Raw genomic sequence first — 15,282 nt, forward strand, 5'->3', positions numbered from 1 at the left:
GACTACCGATTCCCTTCTGCTGCCGGGCACGCCTTCGAAAGCGTGCAGAACTTGCAATGATCACCAGCGAGCGCCAAGGCACGCGGGCCAGACGTCGCACGTGCTACCTGCTCCACGCGACGCTCCCAGTCAGCCAACTTGTCTTCCGTGAGCTTTGACTGTTCGCGGCTAGTGATAATGGTCTTATTGTGTGACTTTCGCGGAAATACCAGGTATGCCCCAGATTGTTCAATGCCTTCGCCGTTGTCCACAGCGAGCCCATCTCCGCTTTCAACGAGCTTCCCCTTCGACAGCGCTAGTTGATATGTAGCTAGCTGTGCGTGTCCTTCTACTTCTTTACCGGAGGGCGCTGTCTTACCGGTTTTAATATCGACGATTTGAACTGCACCATCAGCGTCTTCAATCAACCGGTCGATTCGTCCGACAATCACGATGTCATCGTTGATGTTGACATTTACTGGGACCTCGGTTCCGATATCTTTCTTAGTCTCAATCCACCGCTGCCAATCCTCCAGCCCGGTCAACCAGGTCTCTTCCTCAGTACGCTTACGCCACTCCGGATCATCTGACAGGTCCCCAAAAACACGCCGGATCTCAGACTGAGCCTCAGGCACAGTCACTCCCTTGGCGACTGCTTCTACCGCCTGATGCAGTAGAGAGCCCAGATACATGGCCGATGTCGGTGCTGATTTATCCAACATGGCCTTCAACGGACAACTCAGGGTTGCTTCCACCTTGGAGGGATTGATCCTCATCGGCTTCTTGTCATTTACCGGCTTCGACGTCGACGGTGCACGGAGCCCCCACCAGGTGTCTGGATGTGCGCCAGCAACCTCAACCTGCGCCAATCGCGCGAGTTGACGTGCAGCTTGTCGACGCCGCGTCTCAGTCTCCGCATCGTCCACAACGGCTGCACGCAGTTCTGCCAGCAGTGACTCCACAGAGAGCACCCGTGGCAGGCCTTCACCGGCCCATGCGACATCTTCTGCCTCTGCAACATCCGGATTGCCGGCGTTTACTTCATTAGCCGTAGCCCCGACTCCGTTCGCAGACGACGAGGCTTCCGATTGTTTCGCCAGCTCCGTCACCGAATTACCGAGCTTTTCAACGAGCTCGATAATAAACGGACTGGGAACTCCAACATCGTCAGGAGAATCGACTGCGGTCAGCAGTACCCTGTCGCTCGCCCGTGATACCGCGACGTGCAGCAAACGACGTTCCTCCGCCAGCGCATCCGCCATGGAATTGATGTACTCCCGCGGCTCAATTCCGTGATCGACGAGACCGATGAACTCGTTCTGCTTCATCACCGAGCCAGTCACACCGAGGCTGGGCCACTGGCCTTCCTGGACTCCGACAACCGCTACTGCTTTCCACTGCCTGCCCAGAGCCGCATGGGCTGAGAGAATGCGCACGGCATCGCGCTCTACCCCGCTACGGTCACGTGCGCCGATGGGCAGCTCCTGCTCTTCCACAGAAGCGATAAAACCGTCAACCGTCAGTTTTGGATTCAGCTCCACACGGTCACCAGCAAAGTCGAACAGTGCCATCACAGCATCCAAATCGCGGTCAGCCGATGCGCCAGCTGTACCGCCGCGCAACGATGCCGCCACCAGATGGTCTGCCAAACCAGTGGACTGCCAAATTGCCCACAAAGTTGCTTCCACACCATCGCGCAACGCTTCACGAGCTGCGCTCAACAGATCCAGCGGCACCTGCAGCGCCTGACGTTCACGCTGCGACAGAGACTCAATAAGCTCCAGCTGTTCAGCTGTGAGTCCCTCTGCCTTCAAGATTCCGATGAGCTGAGTCATCGCGGCCCCGCCGAACAGGTCGGCCTTTCGGATTCCGCGCAGCAGACGCTCTTTGACAATCGGATCCATGTTGACCAATGGGCCGGAGAGGAACTCGTCCCACTCCACGTCATCGAGCTGGTTCATAGTTGCCCGCAACGCCACCATCAGCGCTCGCACCAATCGCTGATGACTTAGCACGATGTCCGTTGGGTCAATCTGCACAGGCACACCCGCACGCGACAACGCACGGAACAGAGAGGACTCCCCTGCACCGGACCGGACGATGACCGCCATATCCTTCCATGCCACTCCCTCGTCAATATGAAGGCGCCGGAAGTAGTCCGCGACTGTGGCTCGCTGTGCACGTTCAGAAGGATGAATAGCTATGCTTACTGCACTTTTAGCTGCGTACGAGTTTTCCGCTGCGACGGTATCGCTGTTGTTTCCAACTTCGGATTCACGAGCTTCCTGTGCTCCAACTGAACCGACAATGCCACGGTATGCAGGAGCCTTAGGCAAGCGCTGAGAAACTGCGTTGACTAAATCCGCGATATCAGCGTTACAGCGGTAAGACTGCTGCAAGTGGATTGCCTTGTACTCGACCTCACCAGTCCCCCGGAGATAGTCATTATTAGCACCGCGGAAATGGAATACCGATTGATCTTCATCACCAGTAATGACGGCTACGGCCGCCTGCGACACAAACCGATCCACAAGACGCGCAGCTTCCGGGGATAGGTGTTCAGCATCATCGACCAGCACCACCGACTTTCCCCACCGAGCCAGTGCTTGCGCGTCTGTATCCAGCTCCATCAATGCCGCAGAGACAATCTCTGCAGCGTTCAGGCTGGGCTCCCACGCCAACCGCATAGTCTGCTGATACTCCGCCATAAACTTGCCAGCCGCACACCACGACTCAATGCCATAGTCCACGCCGAGCTGCTGAAGCCTCGGGGCATCAATCCCCCGCTCAGCTGCACGCAGCAGAAAGTCACGAACCGCACGGGAAAAACCGACTAACGGAAGAGCCGGGCGCAACCGCTCTGGCCAATACGCACCACCATCTTCCGCATGACCGGCCAAAAGTTGCCGCACGACAGCATCTTGGCGTGCACCAGTGGTCAACGATGGTTCAGGCTCTCCCCGACTGACAGCGGCATCACGTACTACTGCATAGGCAAGCGAATGCACGGCACGCACCATGCCACCTTGACCTGCCCCGACCGAACCGCCTTCCCCCAGTTCAGAGGCAAAACGCCTGTCAATATCCCGCCTCAATTCCGCGGCGGCCTCTTTTGACTGTGACACCACCAAAATGCTGTCCGCCGGAATGCCCGCCTGCATGTAGTCCACCGCGAGATCTGCCAGCAGCGAACTCTTACCAGTCCCTGGGCCGCCTAAAACGCGCACAACAGACTGGTTTACAAGCTTGTTCTCTACCACGAGCGCCTGATTATGGGAAGGGAAAAGCGCCTCTACCGCAGTACCCAACCACTGCCGACGACGAGGAGGTTCCTCCTGGACGAACCGAACCTTCGGCATTCCATCTACGTTCATGTGCACCATTGTGGCACAACCTCCGGACCGATACTCGAACACCCATTCGAAATAAGGAGAAAAATACCCCCGCCCCAAAAACTCCCGTAAATACTGCCCGGCGTTACTTAGACACAAACGCGCGAACTAGCGAAGCCGCGCGGAACAGACCGCGATACGCACCCGGCTGCGATTCTGGACTAACAGCGTGGACAAAAAGTCGATAACACATCGCACGAACGAGCAACTGACCGAAATCCGGCAGGTGATCGAAGCGCCGCAGTAGCTCCTCATCAGCCCCCATCATGGACAGACAATCCACTGCCGCCAAGGCAGCTGTCCAACCACGGACATGCCACGCTGGCACGATATCGGTGAGAACCGGGGCGGCCGTGCCGTCGTAAAGCAGCGTGCCGACGAGGTCTGCGTGACAGACCTGCAGAAGCTCCGTTGGCACAACCATCTCTGCCCGCAGCTGGAGAAGATCACCGGAGATCGTGAGAGCCTCGGCACAATCGGCGCGGGGGACGCTATCCGCGTCGAGAAGCTGCTCGAGGATGCCGATTGGGTCAGAGTCCCAAGCTGCGCGATTACACATGACGAAGTAATCGGGCTCTTTATCAAGGAGGAACTGTGGCCGTTCAATACTGGCAAGCGACTCTTCCACGCGACCAGCGGCCACAATGGTTTCATCGGCACGTGGCGCGAATCCCCCCGGGATGAAATGACGAGCCTGCCACCCAGCAATAACCAAGCGGCCGTCACTGGTACGCACAGATTTCGCCACTCGGACGCCATCGACATCTAGCGCACTGCGAACCTTTGCAGACCACAGCGCCTGCGCCGAATTATGTACCGGCGAAAGGACAATGGAATCGTCGTAGACCCAGCCATTGTCCCAAGCTCGCCCGGCACGATGCGGCTCGCCCTCGGCACCAAAGGCCTCTAAAACACGGTCGGGAGGAGTGGCGATCATAATCTGCTACTACCTTGCTTTCTGAGTCGGTGCGGCCGTATCGTCGTCCGCCCCAAATGGGTACGGCCAGCCGTTGACAGAACACGTCTTACCATCGACCTGATAGACCTCGCTGCTGTCGATTTCGTGCAGTTCATCGTTCGACACGCTCAGGGTCTGCTGCATCATGATTGGCGCGATACCGCCGTCCCTCGGGCAGGGCTCGTGAACCGCGTACCCAAGTCCGTGACCAACCTCGTGATTAATAAGGTATTGGCGATACAATCCCAGATCCCCCTCAAAAGGCAGGGCACCTCGAACCCACCGGGCGATACTGACGACCACGCGCCCCGGCTCACCTTCCCGCTGCCCAGACAGGTAACAGGAGGTCTCCATTCCCAAGGTGTTGCCGCACAGCTGATGTGCGGTTCCAGTCGCGGAAAGCTGCACGACAATCGTCGGATCCTGGTCGCGAGGCACTGCCTCGAAAGAAAAATCTGGATTAGCTGTCCAGCCACGTGGATCGGCCAGAATCGAGTTCACCGTCTCTGCAAAGGCGCGCTCGCCACCAATCGAAGGAACATCAATGTTGTCTTCAATTTCCACGGAATAACTGACCGCATTGTCGCGCCCCTCCCCGACACGGGGATGCGCCACGGTGACATCTTTAAAATTTCCCGAGGGCTCCGTGGCAAAGGCCGGACCGGGTGGCAACTGCCCTCCCTCGTAACCATCACCGTATCCCTCACCGGGCACCGGACCAGGGCGACCATTGCCACTCTGCGAGGCGACAGTGCCAGTGCCGGAACCTGAAGAATCATCTTCAGCAGTGAAGATGTCGAAGAGAATGATGACTGTGAGCACCACAAGTACGGGGATGGCATAGGCTCGCCATCCCCAGCTCCTTGCAATGCGTACGAGAAAGGGTTCTTGCGTCATTAGGCGAAGAAGCCAACCTTACGGTCTGCGTTGTTACCGGTACGGACGTAGGCGACTTTGTCAGCATTAATCAGGTACTCCTGACCAGCGCCGTCGCTGAGCTCAATCACACCTTCGCCAGCAGCCAGCTTCTGAGAGATCGCAGCCTTGACCTCCTCGCCACCAGCGACGTTTTCAATGTTCAGCTCACGCGTATTGTCTGCAAATCCAATAGTGATGTCCATAGGTGACATCATAACCATTCCCAAAGCGGCTAGGATTAGAGAGACCGATTAAGCCGTCGTGTCACGTGAGGTTACAAACAGCAAAGGAGTCGCCGTGGCAGAGTCCCAGTCCCCGACATTCGTCGAATTGGGGGTCGCCGCGGAAATCTGCGACGCACTCGCCGACGAAGGAATCACCCGCACATTTGCCATCCAGGAACTGACGCTGCCCTTGGCGCTCGACGGCACGGACATCATCGGCCAAGCCCGTACTGGAATGGGAAAAACTCTTGGTTTTGGTGTCCCCCTTATTGACCGCGTCTTTGATGACGCCCGCATTCCAGAACCGGATGGCACTGCCCGCGCAATCATCATCGTCCCCACCCGTGAGCTATGTGTGCAGGTCGGCGAGGATTTGGCCCGCGCTGCGCACTCAACCAATCTGCGTGTGTGCACTATTTACGGTGGCCGCCCCTATGAGGAACAGATTGAACAGCTAGACCGCGGCGTGGACATCATCGTCGGTACTCCCGGCCGTCTCATCGATCTTTACCAGCGCAATAATCTAGAGCTGTCAGGCGTAAAGATTTTGGTTCTCGACGAGGCCGACGAGATGCTCGACTTGGGCTTCCTGCCGGACATCGAGAAGATTCTGGCTGCGGTGCCAGATGAACGTCAGACCATGCTCTTCTCGGCAACAATGCCGGGCCCAATTCTGACTCTCGCACGTACCTTTATGAATCGCCCGGTGCACATCCGCGCTGAATCAGGCGAGGAAGAGGCCACAGTCCACGAGACCACTAAACAGATTGTTTTCCAATCGCACCAGATGGATAAGGTCTCGGTCATTGCCCGCATCCTGCAAGCCAACGGTCGTGGTCGCACCATCATTTTTGCTCGCACGAAGCGCGGCGCCGCCTCGGTTGCTGAGCAGCTCGGCGAGCGCGGCTTCCTGGTCACCGCCGTCCACGGCGATATGGGCCAGCCTGCACGTGAGCGCTCGCTAACGGCGTTCCGCAATGGCGACGTCGACGTCCTGGTCGCAACCGATGTCGCGGCTCGCGGTATCGATATCGACGATGTCACCCACGTCATCAACCACCAGGTGCCCGATGACGAAATGACCTATGTCCACCGCATCGGCCGCACCGGCCGCGCGGGACACAGCGGTGTCGCCGTTACGCTCGTCGGCTGGGATGAAACCACAAAGTGGAAGGCTATTTCAGATGCTCTCGACCTGGACATGGCCGAGATTCCGACGTGGTTTTCCACCTCCCCCGAGCTCGCTGAAGCTCTAGACATCCCCGAGGGGATCGATGAGAAGGTCGGGCCAGCCCGCCCGGTGTTGGGTTCCAGACCACCTCGCGGGCGTGGCGGAAGAGGCCCGCGAAACAACCGCTCACAGGCTCATCATCGCAATCGCGGCCAAGGACGAAGCTCAAAGCGGGCCGGCCACTCCAATTCTCATCGTCGCAGCTAGGCCGCTGCGCGTGCCAACTCCCCGCCTCACCTCTCGCCACGACCACTCGTCGACAGGACATTCCAACCGTGCTGCAGTCACCACAAGCCAACGCTGAGCCCACCACTGCAGAGACCCGACTGCGCCGCAATCGAATCGCATCAGTAGTTCTCATCATCGCCGTAGTGCTAGTCGTCGGTTGGACATGGGTCGCTTCTCCGGCTCGTAAGGTCGATCGCACTGAATCCACGGCACCGACGAGCAGCACAGCGCAAGCCCCGGCCGCGAACGATCCGGAGGCAATGCCACATACTCTCCGGCCGGTGTGGTCCACTGAATCGTCGGCAAGCACAAGCACGCACACCATCTCCCCGGCGCCACTGGTGATGGACAACTCCCTCATCGTTGCTGAGAACAAGGGCGTGCGTGCTATCTCGCTTAACGACGGCACGGAGCGCTGGCACTATCGACGAGATATTCCGCTTTGTGCGCTCTCGGGCAGTGATGGCCAAGTTTTCGCGACTTTTCGTGGGGCAGCTGGCTGCGGTGAGACCGTTGCACTCAAGCCCGACTCGGGGCAGTATGTCGCGACCCGTAAATCGATTGCGGCTGACAGCCCTGCCGCCGTGCGCTCGAACTCATACGCGGGTGTCTACGACTCTGGATTCCTGGAGCTGTGGCGCTCTGACCTGGTCCGAGTAGTCGAGTACGGCAAGATTCCAGCGTCTCCGGAACCGAAGATGCAGCCGCATCCGGAGTGTTCGATTATCAGTGCGCTCACGCGCGTGGAGCTGCTGGCCGTCGTAAACAACTGCGATGGTCACGGGCGCCTGGTCATGCAGGCGGCAAATCCGGAGGAGTCTCGGAAACCGGAGGTCAAGAGCGATATTGACCTTGGTCCGGTAACTGCAGATATGTCACTGGTATCGATTGGCCAGGACACGGCGGCGGTACTGTCAGACAATCGCATCCGAGTTTTTCGTATGGACGGCACGATGCTAACTGAATTGGCGCTGGGTGAGACTACCCTGCGTCCAGCACCGGCTGAAGCTAACTCCGACGGCGATGCCCCGCGTGCGCCTTTTACAACGGATCTCCCCCATCACATGACGTGGTGGTCGCCACGTGGATTACTTGGCTTCCGTCCGAGCACCCTGGCACCGGATTTCGAGTTTCCTGAGGCCACAGGGACCCCAGCTCCATGGGGTGAGCATGTTTTCATGCCAGTCGCTGACGGAGTCGCGGTATTGAATGCCTCAACTCTCGAAATTATCGGCACACTCCCGTTGCCTGCAGCTGCGAAGTCCACTCATGCAAATGATGCGGACAAGCCGGAACTGCCCGTGCGTCTTGCAGTTGTCGGTGACACGCTACTGGTTCAGCGCGGTGAGTCAGTCGACGCGTTCGTCATCGAAATTTAAAAAGAGCGGGCAGCCCAGTCAATCGCCTTCGGACTAAACATACAGACCAGCGCCGCAATTGAAGCTGCCGCCGTCGGCAGAGCCAGCAGAAAAGCGCTCGAGCGGAACATGTAATAGGCCACACCCAGCAAGCAGAGGTTGAGCATAATAATCGGCCCGCGCCCCCAACGGGCGCCACGCAGCAACATAATCGCACCAGCGAGAACAGAGCCAAAAATGAGAAGGAACCACAGCGCGGTACCCCAACCGGAAATGACCGCGGCCTCGTCGCGGTACCCCATCAAATCACGAATCAGAAGGAAGACTCCGTAGCCCAGACCGAGGGTACATTCGGCGACACCGATCCACGCACCGACCATGACAACCTGAGGTGCGGCCATCGGCCCGTCAGTTACCGCAAGCTGGTCAGTAGTACGCGATTTGGACGCATTGCTGCTGTTTTTCTGGTTACTCACGCCCTACATGTTAGCCCGGTGAGAACCGATGAATACACTCTGGAGGCAAGTCGACCAATGCACCCATCACAGGTCTATTCATGCACTACTCTTGGTGCCTGTGCGTGCGTTGCTAATCTCCAATCCGAATTCGACCAGTAACTCTGCTCGACGCATGCCCAGCATTGTGCGGGCGCTTCGCTCAGTCGATGGGATCCGCTTGACATCCATGTTCACCGCTTACCCCGGCCATGCTGAGGAAATGGTCGCGGGAATAACGGTTCGCGATTACGACGTCATTATTTCCCTCGGCGGCGACGGAACCATTAACGAGATTGTCAATGGGCTCATGGACTCCAACCCATTCTCCGCACTGCCTGCCACTGACCTGCCTGCCATCGCAACAATTCCCACAGGCAGCGCCAACGTCTTGGCAGGTGCGTTGGGCATTCCCCGCGACCCCGTAGATGCCGCGTGGTACATCGCAAGCCTGCTGCGCTCCCGAACCCGCAGCGCTATTAGCGTTGGACATGCAGCAGAGCGATGCTTCGTCGTCAATGCCGGTATCGGCATCGATGCGGAAGTCATTTCCACCATGGAACAGCTCCGACATAACGGCACCCGCGCCAAAGCCGTGCGCTATTTGCCGGCAATTTTCACCGCATGGAACGAGTTGCGCAAAAGCCCGCCACAAATCACCGCAACTATCGACGGCAAGGAATTTGGCCGCGATCTCGCAATGGCTGTGGTGTCCAACTCCAATCCATGGACATTCCTCGGCGACCTCCCCATCGTCACCAACCCCACTGTGTCACTGCGCAGGGGCCTGGGGTTTTATGGCTTCACTTCTTTAAAGGGAGTGACGGGGCTTGTCGCCGCAGCCAATTTGGCCGGTTTCTTCACCCGACTGCGCTCCCCCTTCCACATAGAAGCCCGCGAACGACGCGTTGACAACGCTCAGCACATCCAGCTCACCGCTACTGCTCCACTTCGTCTCCAATTGGACGGCGAGTACATCAATCAGCGCGATTCCCTCAACATCCGCGTTAAGCAAGGCGCAATCAATTTTGTGGCGCGTGCCGACGATTACACCGAGGACCAGTTCACCAAGAAAGTCGCTACCCGCCCCGTGGACGAGCGCTTGCTCGTTGTGGTGACCAAAAAGGCCATGGATCGCACACGCCGCCTGTTCAGTACAAGCCAAAAGACCGAGGCAAACCCGGCTTAAGCTGTAACTGTTTACTGACAAGCCAACAAAAACGCGCCATACACCCTCACTACTGCAATTACCAAAACTAAAATCACCCCCACAAGGGGCTAGTTTTGACCTGGCGTTTTAACCAAAACTTCACTTTTCTGTGAGGTTTGGCACTTTTATTCATTTTGCTCTTTACGAACCGCCCCAGTCGTGAAAACATGTAAATCGTCAGCGAGACAGGCACGCAGTTCACTGGTTGTGTAACCATGCAAGTCTCGCCTTTTTAGGCGCAAACTCTTTGGTGAGTCCCCACTACCTTTCACGTCGTATAGGCGATGGAACAGGTGGCCCCTCCCAAGATGCCTAATACCCCTGGGCAACCGGGAATGAACCCCAAACCTTCGTTGAGATACGGCGATTTGTCGTGTCTGACGAAATCCATTTCCGGAGCTGCCTTCCCGCAAGGAAATTTAACCCTGCCCTCACCCGGGGCTCGTAATGTTTTAGGAGTTTGTCATGGATTGGCGTCACAAGGCCGTTTGTCGTGAAGAGGATCCGGAGCTGTTCTTCCCGGTCGGTAACTCCGGCCCGGCTCTCGCCCAGATTGCTAAGGCCAAGGTCGTTTGCAACCGTTGCCCCGTTACTGCTCAGTGCCTGGCCTGGGCACTTGAGACCGGCCAGGATGCAGGTGTCTGGGGCGGCATGAGCGAGGATGAGCGTCGCGCACTGAAGCGCCGTCGCAACCGCGGCCGCACCCGTCGCACTCGCACCAGCACCACGGTCTAATTAAAGGACTTACCCTCGTACCGTGTAATCTATACCGGTTGATACCTGTTTAACCCGATAGAAAGAGAGCCCAGCTATGAGCAAGCGTGGCCGTAAGCGCAAGGACCGCCGTAAGAACAAGGCTAACCACGGCAAGCGTCCGAACAGCTAAGTTGCCCTTAGTTGCAGCAGTCTTAGCCATCACCGGCTAAGACATCTCACTCCACTCCAGCACAACTCGGTATTGCACCGAGGGACGGGGTGGAGTTTTTTATGCCTCCAGCGGATACCTCAACGGGTAGCAGGTCTGAAAGTGACTAGGTTCATGACACATGAATTGAATTCACCCGCGGTTTTTTGTCATAAACCTAGTCACTTTCAACACCTTTTCGATGCCTCGTCGATACCGCATCCTCGCTTTCCGGATTAACCATCCGCCAGAACCTTACCAGCGAGTTTGGAGCCCAAACCCCACCGGAGTAACGTCTGAAAACAGAGCTTTTACAGCAGCTCCAGCTAGGTTGCTCGAAAGCAATGGGGCTATAGCTCAGTTGGTAGAGCGTCGCGTTCGCAATGCGAAGGTCAGGGGTTCGATTCCCCTTAGCTCCACAAATAGCTCCACAAAAATATCCCAGGCCACATCACCGTGACCTGGGATTTTCCCATTACGCATTTCGCATTACCGCATTACGCAACATCGCATTAAGCGTCAAAGGAATACACGCCAAAATCTAGCCGCCAGCAACTACCTGCGGTACTCCACCCGCGTATAGGACACGCGTATGCGGGTGGTAATGCGCTGGCGGAGGTCCTCAGGGGCAGGTTGCTGGCAGCACCGGCGCAGCAGCCGTCGGATAGCTTGCTCGGAACCGAACTCTTCTAAGCACTGAGGGCATTTGTGAATGTGTTCCTCGAGAAAGCGGCGCTCCTCCGAATCACACTCGCCATCCAAAAATGCGTGTAGGCGCGAGTGGACATCCTGACAGAAAGCATCTTCACAGGCGTGCCCGCGCTCTGGCGTCTGCTCCATATCTTGGCTCGACTCTCGGCTCATCGCGGAGAATCTCCCTTCTCTTCTTTCAAGAATCCACGTTCCACGGCTACGTTGTGCAACGCGTCTCGGAGCTGTTTTCTTCCACGGTGGAGCCGACTCATCACAGTTCCGATGGGCGTGCCCATGATTTCGGCGATTTCCTTGTAGGGCAATCCCTCGACATCGGCGTAGTAGACCACCATCCGGTAATCCTCTTTGAGACTCATCAAAGCGTCACGAATTTCCTCGTCAGGAAGCTTTTCCAGCGCTTCAACCTCAGCAGAGCGCAGCCCTATCGAAGTGTGCGACGCGGTTTCCGCGATCTGTGAATCGGTGATGTCATCGGTGGCGTACTCGGCAGGACGACGCTGCGCCTTGCGGTAGTTGTTGATGTACGCATTCGTCAGAATGCGGTAGAGCCACGCTTTCAGATTCGTGCCCGGCTTGTAGGAGCGGAAGCCCTGAAAAGCCTTTATATAGGTCTCCTGCACCAGGTCTTCGGCATCGGCGGGGTTGCGTGTCATCCGCAGCGCCGCTCCATAGAGCTGATCCAAAAGCGGCATGGCATCACGCTCAAAGCGCTGCGCAAGCTCCTCATCCGACTCATCAGTCCGGATGGCCGATGTTCCTGTCTGATCACCTGACATGCTACCTATCCTAAAACATCCGCACCCACGAGTCGGCAGACCCCCGTCACCAGGCATTTCGTAGCGTAATTGCGCTGGTGTGCAACGATGGGAAATTATGTCGAAGAAGTCCGCCAAAAAATCCGCTGCCGCCACCCCGGCTATCGCCTTCTGTCAGAACGCCGGAATCGACTTCCACGTTCACCAATTCCCCCACGGCAGCGACAACTTCGGCGAAGAGGCCGCCTCTTGGCTGCTAGAACACCTCGGCGTTGAGCCCGAACGCATCTTCAAAACTCTCATTATCGAGCTATCCGGCAAACGCACTGGGCTGGCCATCGCCGTCGTCCCCGCCACTGGAATGCTCAACCTCAAGGCCGCCGCCGCGGCTATCGGGGCTTCCAAGGCCACGATGGCCGACCCGCATGACGCGTCACTTGCCACCGGCTACATTCCCGGCGGCATCTCCCCGCTTGGCGGTCGCCGCAAGCTCCCCACTGTCATTGATGAGACAGCCACTCTCTCCGACACTGTGTTCGTCTCCGGTGGTCGCCGCGGGTGGGACATCGAAATGTCACCCGCTGATTTGGTTTCGCTTTGCGACGCCACGGTCGCCGACATCGCCCGCTAATCCTGCGGCTACTCCTGCAACCTCCCCGCTGATACGGCCTTAAAACAGCTCCTCGTTGTGGCCGGGTACCGCGCCATCGGGCTCATCCAACAGGTGCGACCCTTCATTCGCAACATTACCGACGACGCGGTTGACCGGTCGGATGGTCAGCTTGTCCACCACCTCGGCGCTGGTCACGCCAACATCTCCGTTTGCTGCCCAGGCCGAGAGATCCAGCCAATCGCTGACTTCATCGTCGGCAAGCACGCGCGGCATACGATGATGCAGATCCACGAGCTGTCCCACGGCGTCGGTGGTGAGAATTGTGGCGGAGACTATATCTCCCCAGCGTGCCCACAGACCCGCGACGGTGAAAAGCGGTGCGCCATCACCGAAGCTGACGAAGTAGGGCTGGCGACTTTTCCATTCATACCAACCGTTCATGGGGATTGCGCAGGGAAGGCCGTCCCGGAAAGTCGGTTTGGACTGCCAGGTTTCCGCACGGGCGTTGAAGAAAGGTGTCGTTGGCACTTCGCGGGCCCACTGCGGAATTAAACCCCAGCGCACGGTGGCTGCAATGGTTCCTGTGCGGCCGGGATGCTCGCGGGCAAGAGCAACTATTGGCATGGTCGGGCCGATGTTGTAGCGGGAGGTGGGCAACGGGCCGTCGGCACGCACGGGCGCCAAACCGGGAATTTCAGCCGTGGTGCTGAGCAGCTTTTCGGCGACTGTGAAATTGACGAAACGACCACACATACCAACTGATTGTGCCGATGTCTCCCCCTCTAGTCGAGGTATGGAGTGAAAGTGTTCCATAATTGGTTGTGTGTGTTCCCAAAATCAGAATTGGTCCGCCCCTACTGTAAGTGTCGACGGTGCCGAATCCGGTCGACAGCCTTTTAGCGCCACGGTGCAGATTGCCGGCTCGAAGTCGATTACGAACCGTGCTCTTGTCATCGCGGCGCTATCTTCGACCCCATCGGTTATCCATGGTGCTCTGCGCTCTCGCGATACCGATCTTATGATTCGCGCACTGCAGGCCCTGGGAACTGACATCAGTGCCGACTCGACATATTCGGGTTCCCCGAACCACACGCTCCGTGTCACTCCACGCATGCTCCGCGGTGGTGTCGTGGAATGTGGCCTTGCAGGTACGGTTATGCGCTTCGTGCCGCCTATCGCAGCTCTGGCACAGGGGTCGGTGTTCTTCGAAGGCGACGTAGAGGCCAAGGCTCGCCCGATGTCAGCCGTGCTGGATGCCCTGCGCAGCCTCGGTGTGAACATCGCTGGAAATGGGCTTCCTTTCACGGTCAATCCACAGGGGCCGAACCAGGGCAACCGCCTCGGTGACTCGGTCCAAGAGCAAGATCTGCCGGACATCGGCGGCGAAGTGGAAATTGACGCTTCGGCCTCAAGCCAGTTCGTCTCCGGCCTGTTGCTGTCAGCGCCGCGCTATGGCCGTGGCCTCGTACTTCGCCCGACCGGAGAGATTCCATCCCGCCCGCACATTGACATGACCCTGGACATGCTCCGTGAGGCCGGTGTGCAGGTCGACGAGACCACGGCCGACGCACCTGAGGGATCACGCACAACGTTCACCATTCACCCCACCGAAATGATGGGTCGTACTTGGCAGATCGAGCCCGACCTGTCCAACGCTGCCGCCTTCCTGGCCGCTGCAGCTGTCACTGGTGGCAGCGTCACCGTGCCCGACTGGCCAGAGCACACCACGCAGCCGGGCGACCGCATCCGCGAGATCCTCACCGCAATGGGCGCTACCGTGACGTTCAACCGTCACGAGGGTGGCCGCACCAGCCTCACCGTCGTGGGCCCAAAGCCGTCAGAGCTGCGCGGAATCACGATGGACATGTCCGAGATTGGCGAGCTGACCCCAACGGTCGCTGCCATCGCCGCCCTGGCCACCACCCGCACCGAGCTGACGGGTATTGCACACTTGCGCGGTCACGAAACCAACCGTCTTGCCGCGCTCACCACGGAAATCAACCGCCTCGGCGGTCGCGCTACGGAGCTTGACGACGGCATTGCGATTGACCCCGTTCCGCTCCACGGTGGCCTCTGGCACAGCTACGCCGACCATCGAATGGCCACCGCTGGTGCCATTGTTGGCCTGCGCACGGAGGGCGTGGAAGTCGAAAACATCGGTACCACCGCTAAGACCATGCCTGGATTCGACCTGCGCTGGCTGGAGATGCTCGGACTGGCCTCCCCCAGCCCTAGTTCGTTGGAAAAGTCGGTCGACACTCGACTTGATGGCATGGAGGACGGAACCGAGGCAGGGAAATAACA

General features: G+C 58.2%; 15 protein-coding genes and 1 tRNA gene. 8 read left to right on the forward strand and 8 right to left on the reverse strand.

Going from position 1 to position 15,282, the window contains the following annotated elements:
* Window positions 1–2: 2 nt before the first annotated feature.
* The 4 genes from ADB02_RS10810 to ADB02_RS10825 form a co-directional block, all read right to left on the reverse strand.
* Window positions 3–3,353 carry an ATP-dependent helicase gene (locus ADB02_RS10810; protein ID WP_241482476.1) on the reverse strand — a complete coding sequence of 1,117 codons (3,351 nt, stop codon included), beginning with the start codon at window positions 3,351–3,353 and terminating at the stop codon, window positions 3–5.
* A 103-nt stretch (window positions 3,354–3,456) separates the two neighbouring features.
* Window positions 3,457–4,308: a TIGR02569 family protein gene (locus ADB02_RS10815; protein WP_049191104.1), complete on the reverse strand. Its 852-nt coding sequence runs from the start codon at window positions 4,306–4,308 to the stop codon at window positions 3,457–3,459.
* Window positions 4,309–4,317: 9 nt separating this feature from the next.
* Window positions 4,318–5,226 (reverse strand): DUF3152 domain-containing protein, encoded by a 909-nt coding sequence (locus ADB02_RS10820; protein ID WP_049191106.1) that lies wholly within the window; start codon window positions 5,224–5,226, stop codon window positions 4,318–4,320.
* On the reverse strand, window positions 5,226–5,450 hold the full coding sequence (locus ADB02_RS10825) for a DUF3107 domain-containing protein (protein WP_042388469.1): 225 nt from the start codon (window positions 5,448–5,450) through the stop codon (window positions 5,226–5,228). The genes ADB02_RS10820 and ADB02_RS10825 overlap by 1 nt, the downstream gene beginning before the upstream one ends.
* Before the next feature lie 94 nt (window positions 5,451–5,544).
* Here ADB02_RS10825 and ADB02_RS10830 point away from each other — a divergent pair, with 94 nt between their 5' ends.
* Complete coding sequence (locus ADB02_RS10830) at window positions 5,545–6,909, forward strand: DEAD/DEAH box helicase (protein WP_049191109.1); 1,365 nt, start codon at window positions 5,545–5,547, stop codon at window positions 6,907–6,909.
* Window positions 6,910–6,977: 68 nt separating this feature from the next.
* Entirely contained in the window at window positions 6,978–8,309 is a 1,332-nt protein-coding gene (locus ADB02_RS10835) for a hypothetical protein (RefSeq protein ID WP_049191111.1), read from the forward strand.
* On the opposite strand, the gene ADB02_RS10840 is transcribed toward ADB02_RS10835, so the two are convergent.
* Window positions 8,306–8,764, reverse strand: a complete 459-nt coding sequence (locus ADB02_RS10840; protein ID WP_241482478.1) for a hypothetical protein — start codon at window positions 8,762–8,764, stop codon at window positions 8,306–8,308. The genes ADB02_RS10835 and ADB02_RS10840 overlap by 4 nt on opposite strands.
* Before the next feature lie 100 nt (window positions 8,765–8,864).
* On the opposite strand from ADB02_RS10840, the gene ADB02_RS10845 reads away from it, so the two are divergent.
* The 4 genes from ADB02_RS10845 to ADB02_RS10855 all read left to right on the forward strand — a co-directional run bounded on the left by ADB02_RS10845 (window position 8,865) and on the right by ADB02_RS10855 (window position 11,315).
* The gene (locus ADB02_RS10845) at window positions 8,865–9,971 is read left to right on the forward strand and encodes a diacylglycerol/lipid kinase family protein (RefSeq protein WP_241482479.1); all 1,107 of its coding nucleotides are present in this window, start codon (window positions 8,865–8,867) and stop codon (window positions 9,969–9,971) included.
* A 486-nt stretch (window positions 9,972–10,457) separates the two neighbouring features.
* Window positions 10,458–10,727, forward strand: a complete 270-nt coding sequence (locus ADB02_RS10850) for a WhiB family transcriptional regulator (RefSeq protein ID WP_016422223.1) — start codon at window positions 10,458–10,460, stop codon at window positions 10,725–10,727.
* Window positions 10,728–10,803: 76 nt separating this feature from the next.
* A complete protein-coding gene (locus ADB02_RS11870; protein ID WP_014300525.1) occupies window positions 10,804–10,878 on the forward strand; it encodes a 50S ribosomal protein bL37 in 75 nt (24 codons plus the stop codon).
* Between the two features lie 364 nt (window positions 10,879–11,242).
* A tRNA-Ala gene (locus ADB02_RS10855) sits at window positions 11,243–11,315 on the forward strand.
* Window positions 11,316–11,451: 136 nt separating this feature from the next.
* On the opposite strand, the gene rsrA is transcribed toward ADB02_RS10855, so the two are convergent.
* Window positions 11,452–11,760 carry a mycothiol system anti-sigma-R factor gene (rsrA, locus tag ADB02_RS11875; RefSeq protein ID WP_016422222.1) on the reverse strand — a complete coding sequence of 103 codons (309 nt, stop codon included), beginning with the start codon at window positions 11,758–11,760 and terminating at the stop codon, window positions 11,452–11,454.
* Window positions 11,757–12,386 (reverse strand): sigma-70 family RNA polymerase sigma factor, encoded by a 630-nt coding sequence (locus ADB02_RS10865; RefSeq protein WP_016422221.1) that lies wholly within the window; start codon window positions 12,384–12,386, stop codon window positions 11,757–11,759. The genes rsrA and ADB02_RS10865 overlap by 4 nt, the downstream gene beginning before the upstream one ends.
* A 97-nt stretch (window positions 12,387–12,483) precedes the next feature.
* On the opposite strand from ADB02_RS10865, the gene ybaK reads away from it, so the two are divergent.
* The gene (gene ybaK, locus ADB02_RS10870; RefSeq protein ID WP_049191118.1) at window positions 12,484–12,996 is read left to right on the forward strand and encodes a Cys-tRNA(Pro) deacylase; all 513 of its coding nucleotides are present in this window, start codon (window positions 12,484–12,486) and stop codon (window positions 12,994–12,996) included.
* Window positions 12,997–13,035: 39 nt separating this feature from the next.
* On the opposite strand, the gene ADB02_RS10875 is transcribed toward ybaK, so the two are convergent.
* On the reverse strand, window positions 13,036–13,731 hold the full coding sequence (locus ADB02_RS10875) for an SOS response-associated peptidase (RefSeq protein ID WP_049191121.1): 696 nt from the start codon (window positions 13,729–13,731) through the stop codon (window positions 13,036–13,038).
* Between the two features lie 70 nt (window positions 13,732–13,801).
* Between ADB02_RS10875 and aroA the strand changes: the two genes are divergently transcribed.
* Window positions 13,802–15,280: a 3-phosphoshikimate 1-carboxyvinyltransferase gene (gene aroA, locus ADB02_RS10880; RefSeq protein WP_080969626.1), complete on the forward strand. Its 1,479-nt coding sequence runs from the start codon at window positions 13,802–13,804 to the stop codon at window positions 15,278–15,280.
* Window positions 15,281–15,282 lie beyond the last annotated feature (2 nt).

Origin of the sequence: Corynebacterium sp. 212_CJEI (genome assembly GCF_001055915.1) — a bacterium.
Classification (GTDB): domain Bacteria; phylum Actinomycetota; class Actinomycetes; order Mycobacteriales; family Mycobacteriaceae; genus Corynebacterium; species Corynebacterium jeikeium_D.

What these genes read in the sequence shown, in the direction of transcription:
- ADB02_RS10810 (WP_241482476.1), bottom strand. Translation starts at nt 3,353, where the DNA reads ATGAACGTAGATGGAATGCCGAAGGTTCGGTTCGTCCAGGAGGAACCT.
- ADB02_RS10815 (WP_049191104.1), bottom strand. Translation starts at nt 4,308, where the DNA reads ATGATCGCCACTCCTCCCGACCGTGTTTTAGAGGCCTTTGGTGCCGAG.
- ADB02_RS10820 (WP_049191106.1), bottom strand. Translation starts at nt 5,226, where the DNA reads ATGACGCAAGAACCCTTTCTCGTACGCATTGCAAGGAGCTGGGGATGG.
- ADB02_RS10825 (WP_042388469.1), bottom strand. Translation starts at nt 5,450, where the DNA reads ATGGACATCACTATTGGATTTGCAGACAATACGCGTGAGCTGAACATT.
- ADB02_RS10850 (WP_016422223.1), top strand. Translation starts at nt 10,458, where the DNA reads ATGGATTGGCGTCACAAGGCCGTTTGTCGTGAAGAGGATCCGGAGCTG.
- rsrA (WP_016422222.1), bottom strand. Translation starts at nt 11,760, where the DNA reads ATGAGCCGAGAGTCGAGCCAAGATATGGAGCAGACGCCAGAGCGCGGG.
- ADB02_RS10865 (WP_016422221.1), bottom strand. Translation starts at nt 12,386, where the DNA reads ATGTCAGGTGATCAGACAGGAACATCGGCCATCCGGACTGATGAGTCG.
- ybaK (WP_049191118.1), top strand. Translation starts at nt 12,484, where the DNA reads ATGTCGAAGAAGTCCGCCAAAAAATCCGCTGCCGCCACCCCGGCTATC.
- ADB02_RS10875 (WP_049191121.1), bottom strand. Translation starts at nt 13,731, where the DNA reads ATGTGTGGTCGTTTCGTCAATTTCACAGTCGCCGAAAAGCTGCTCAGC.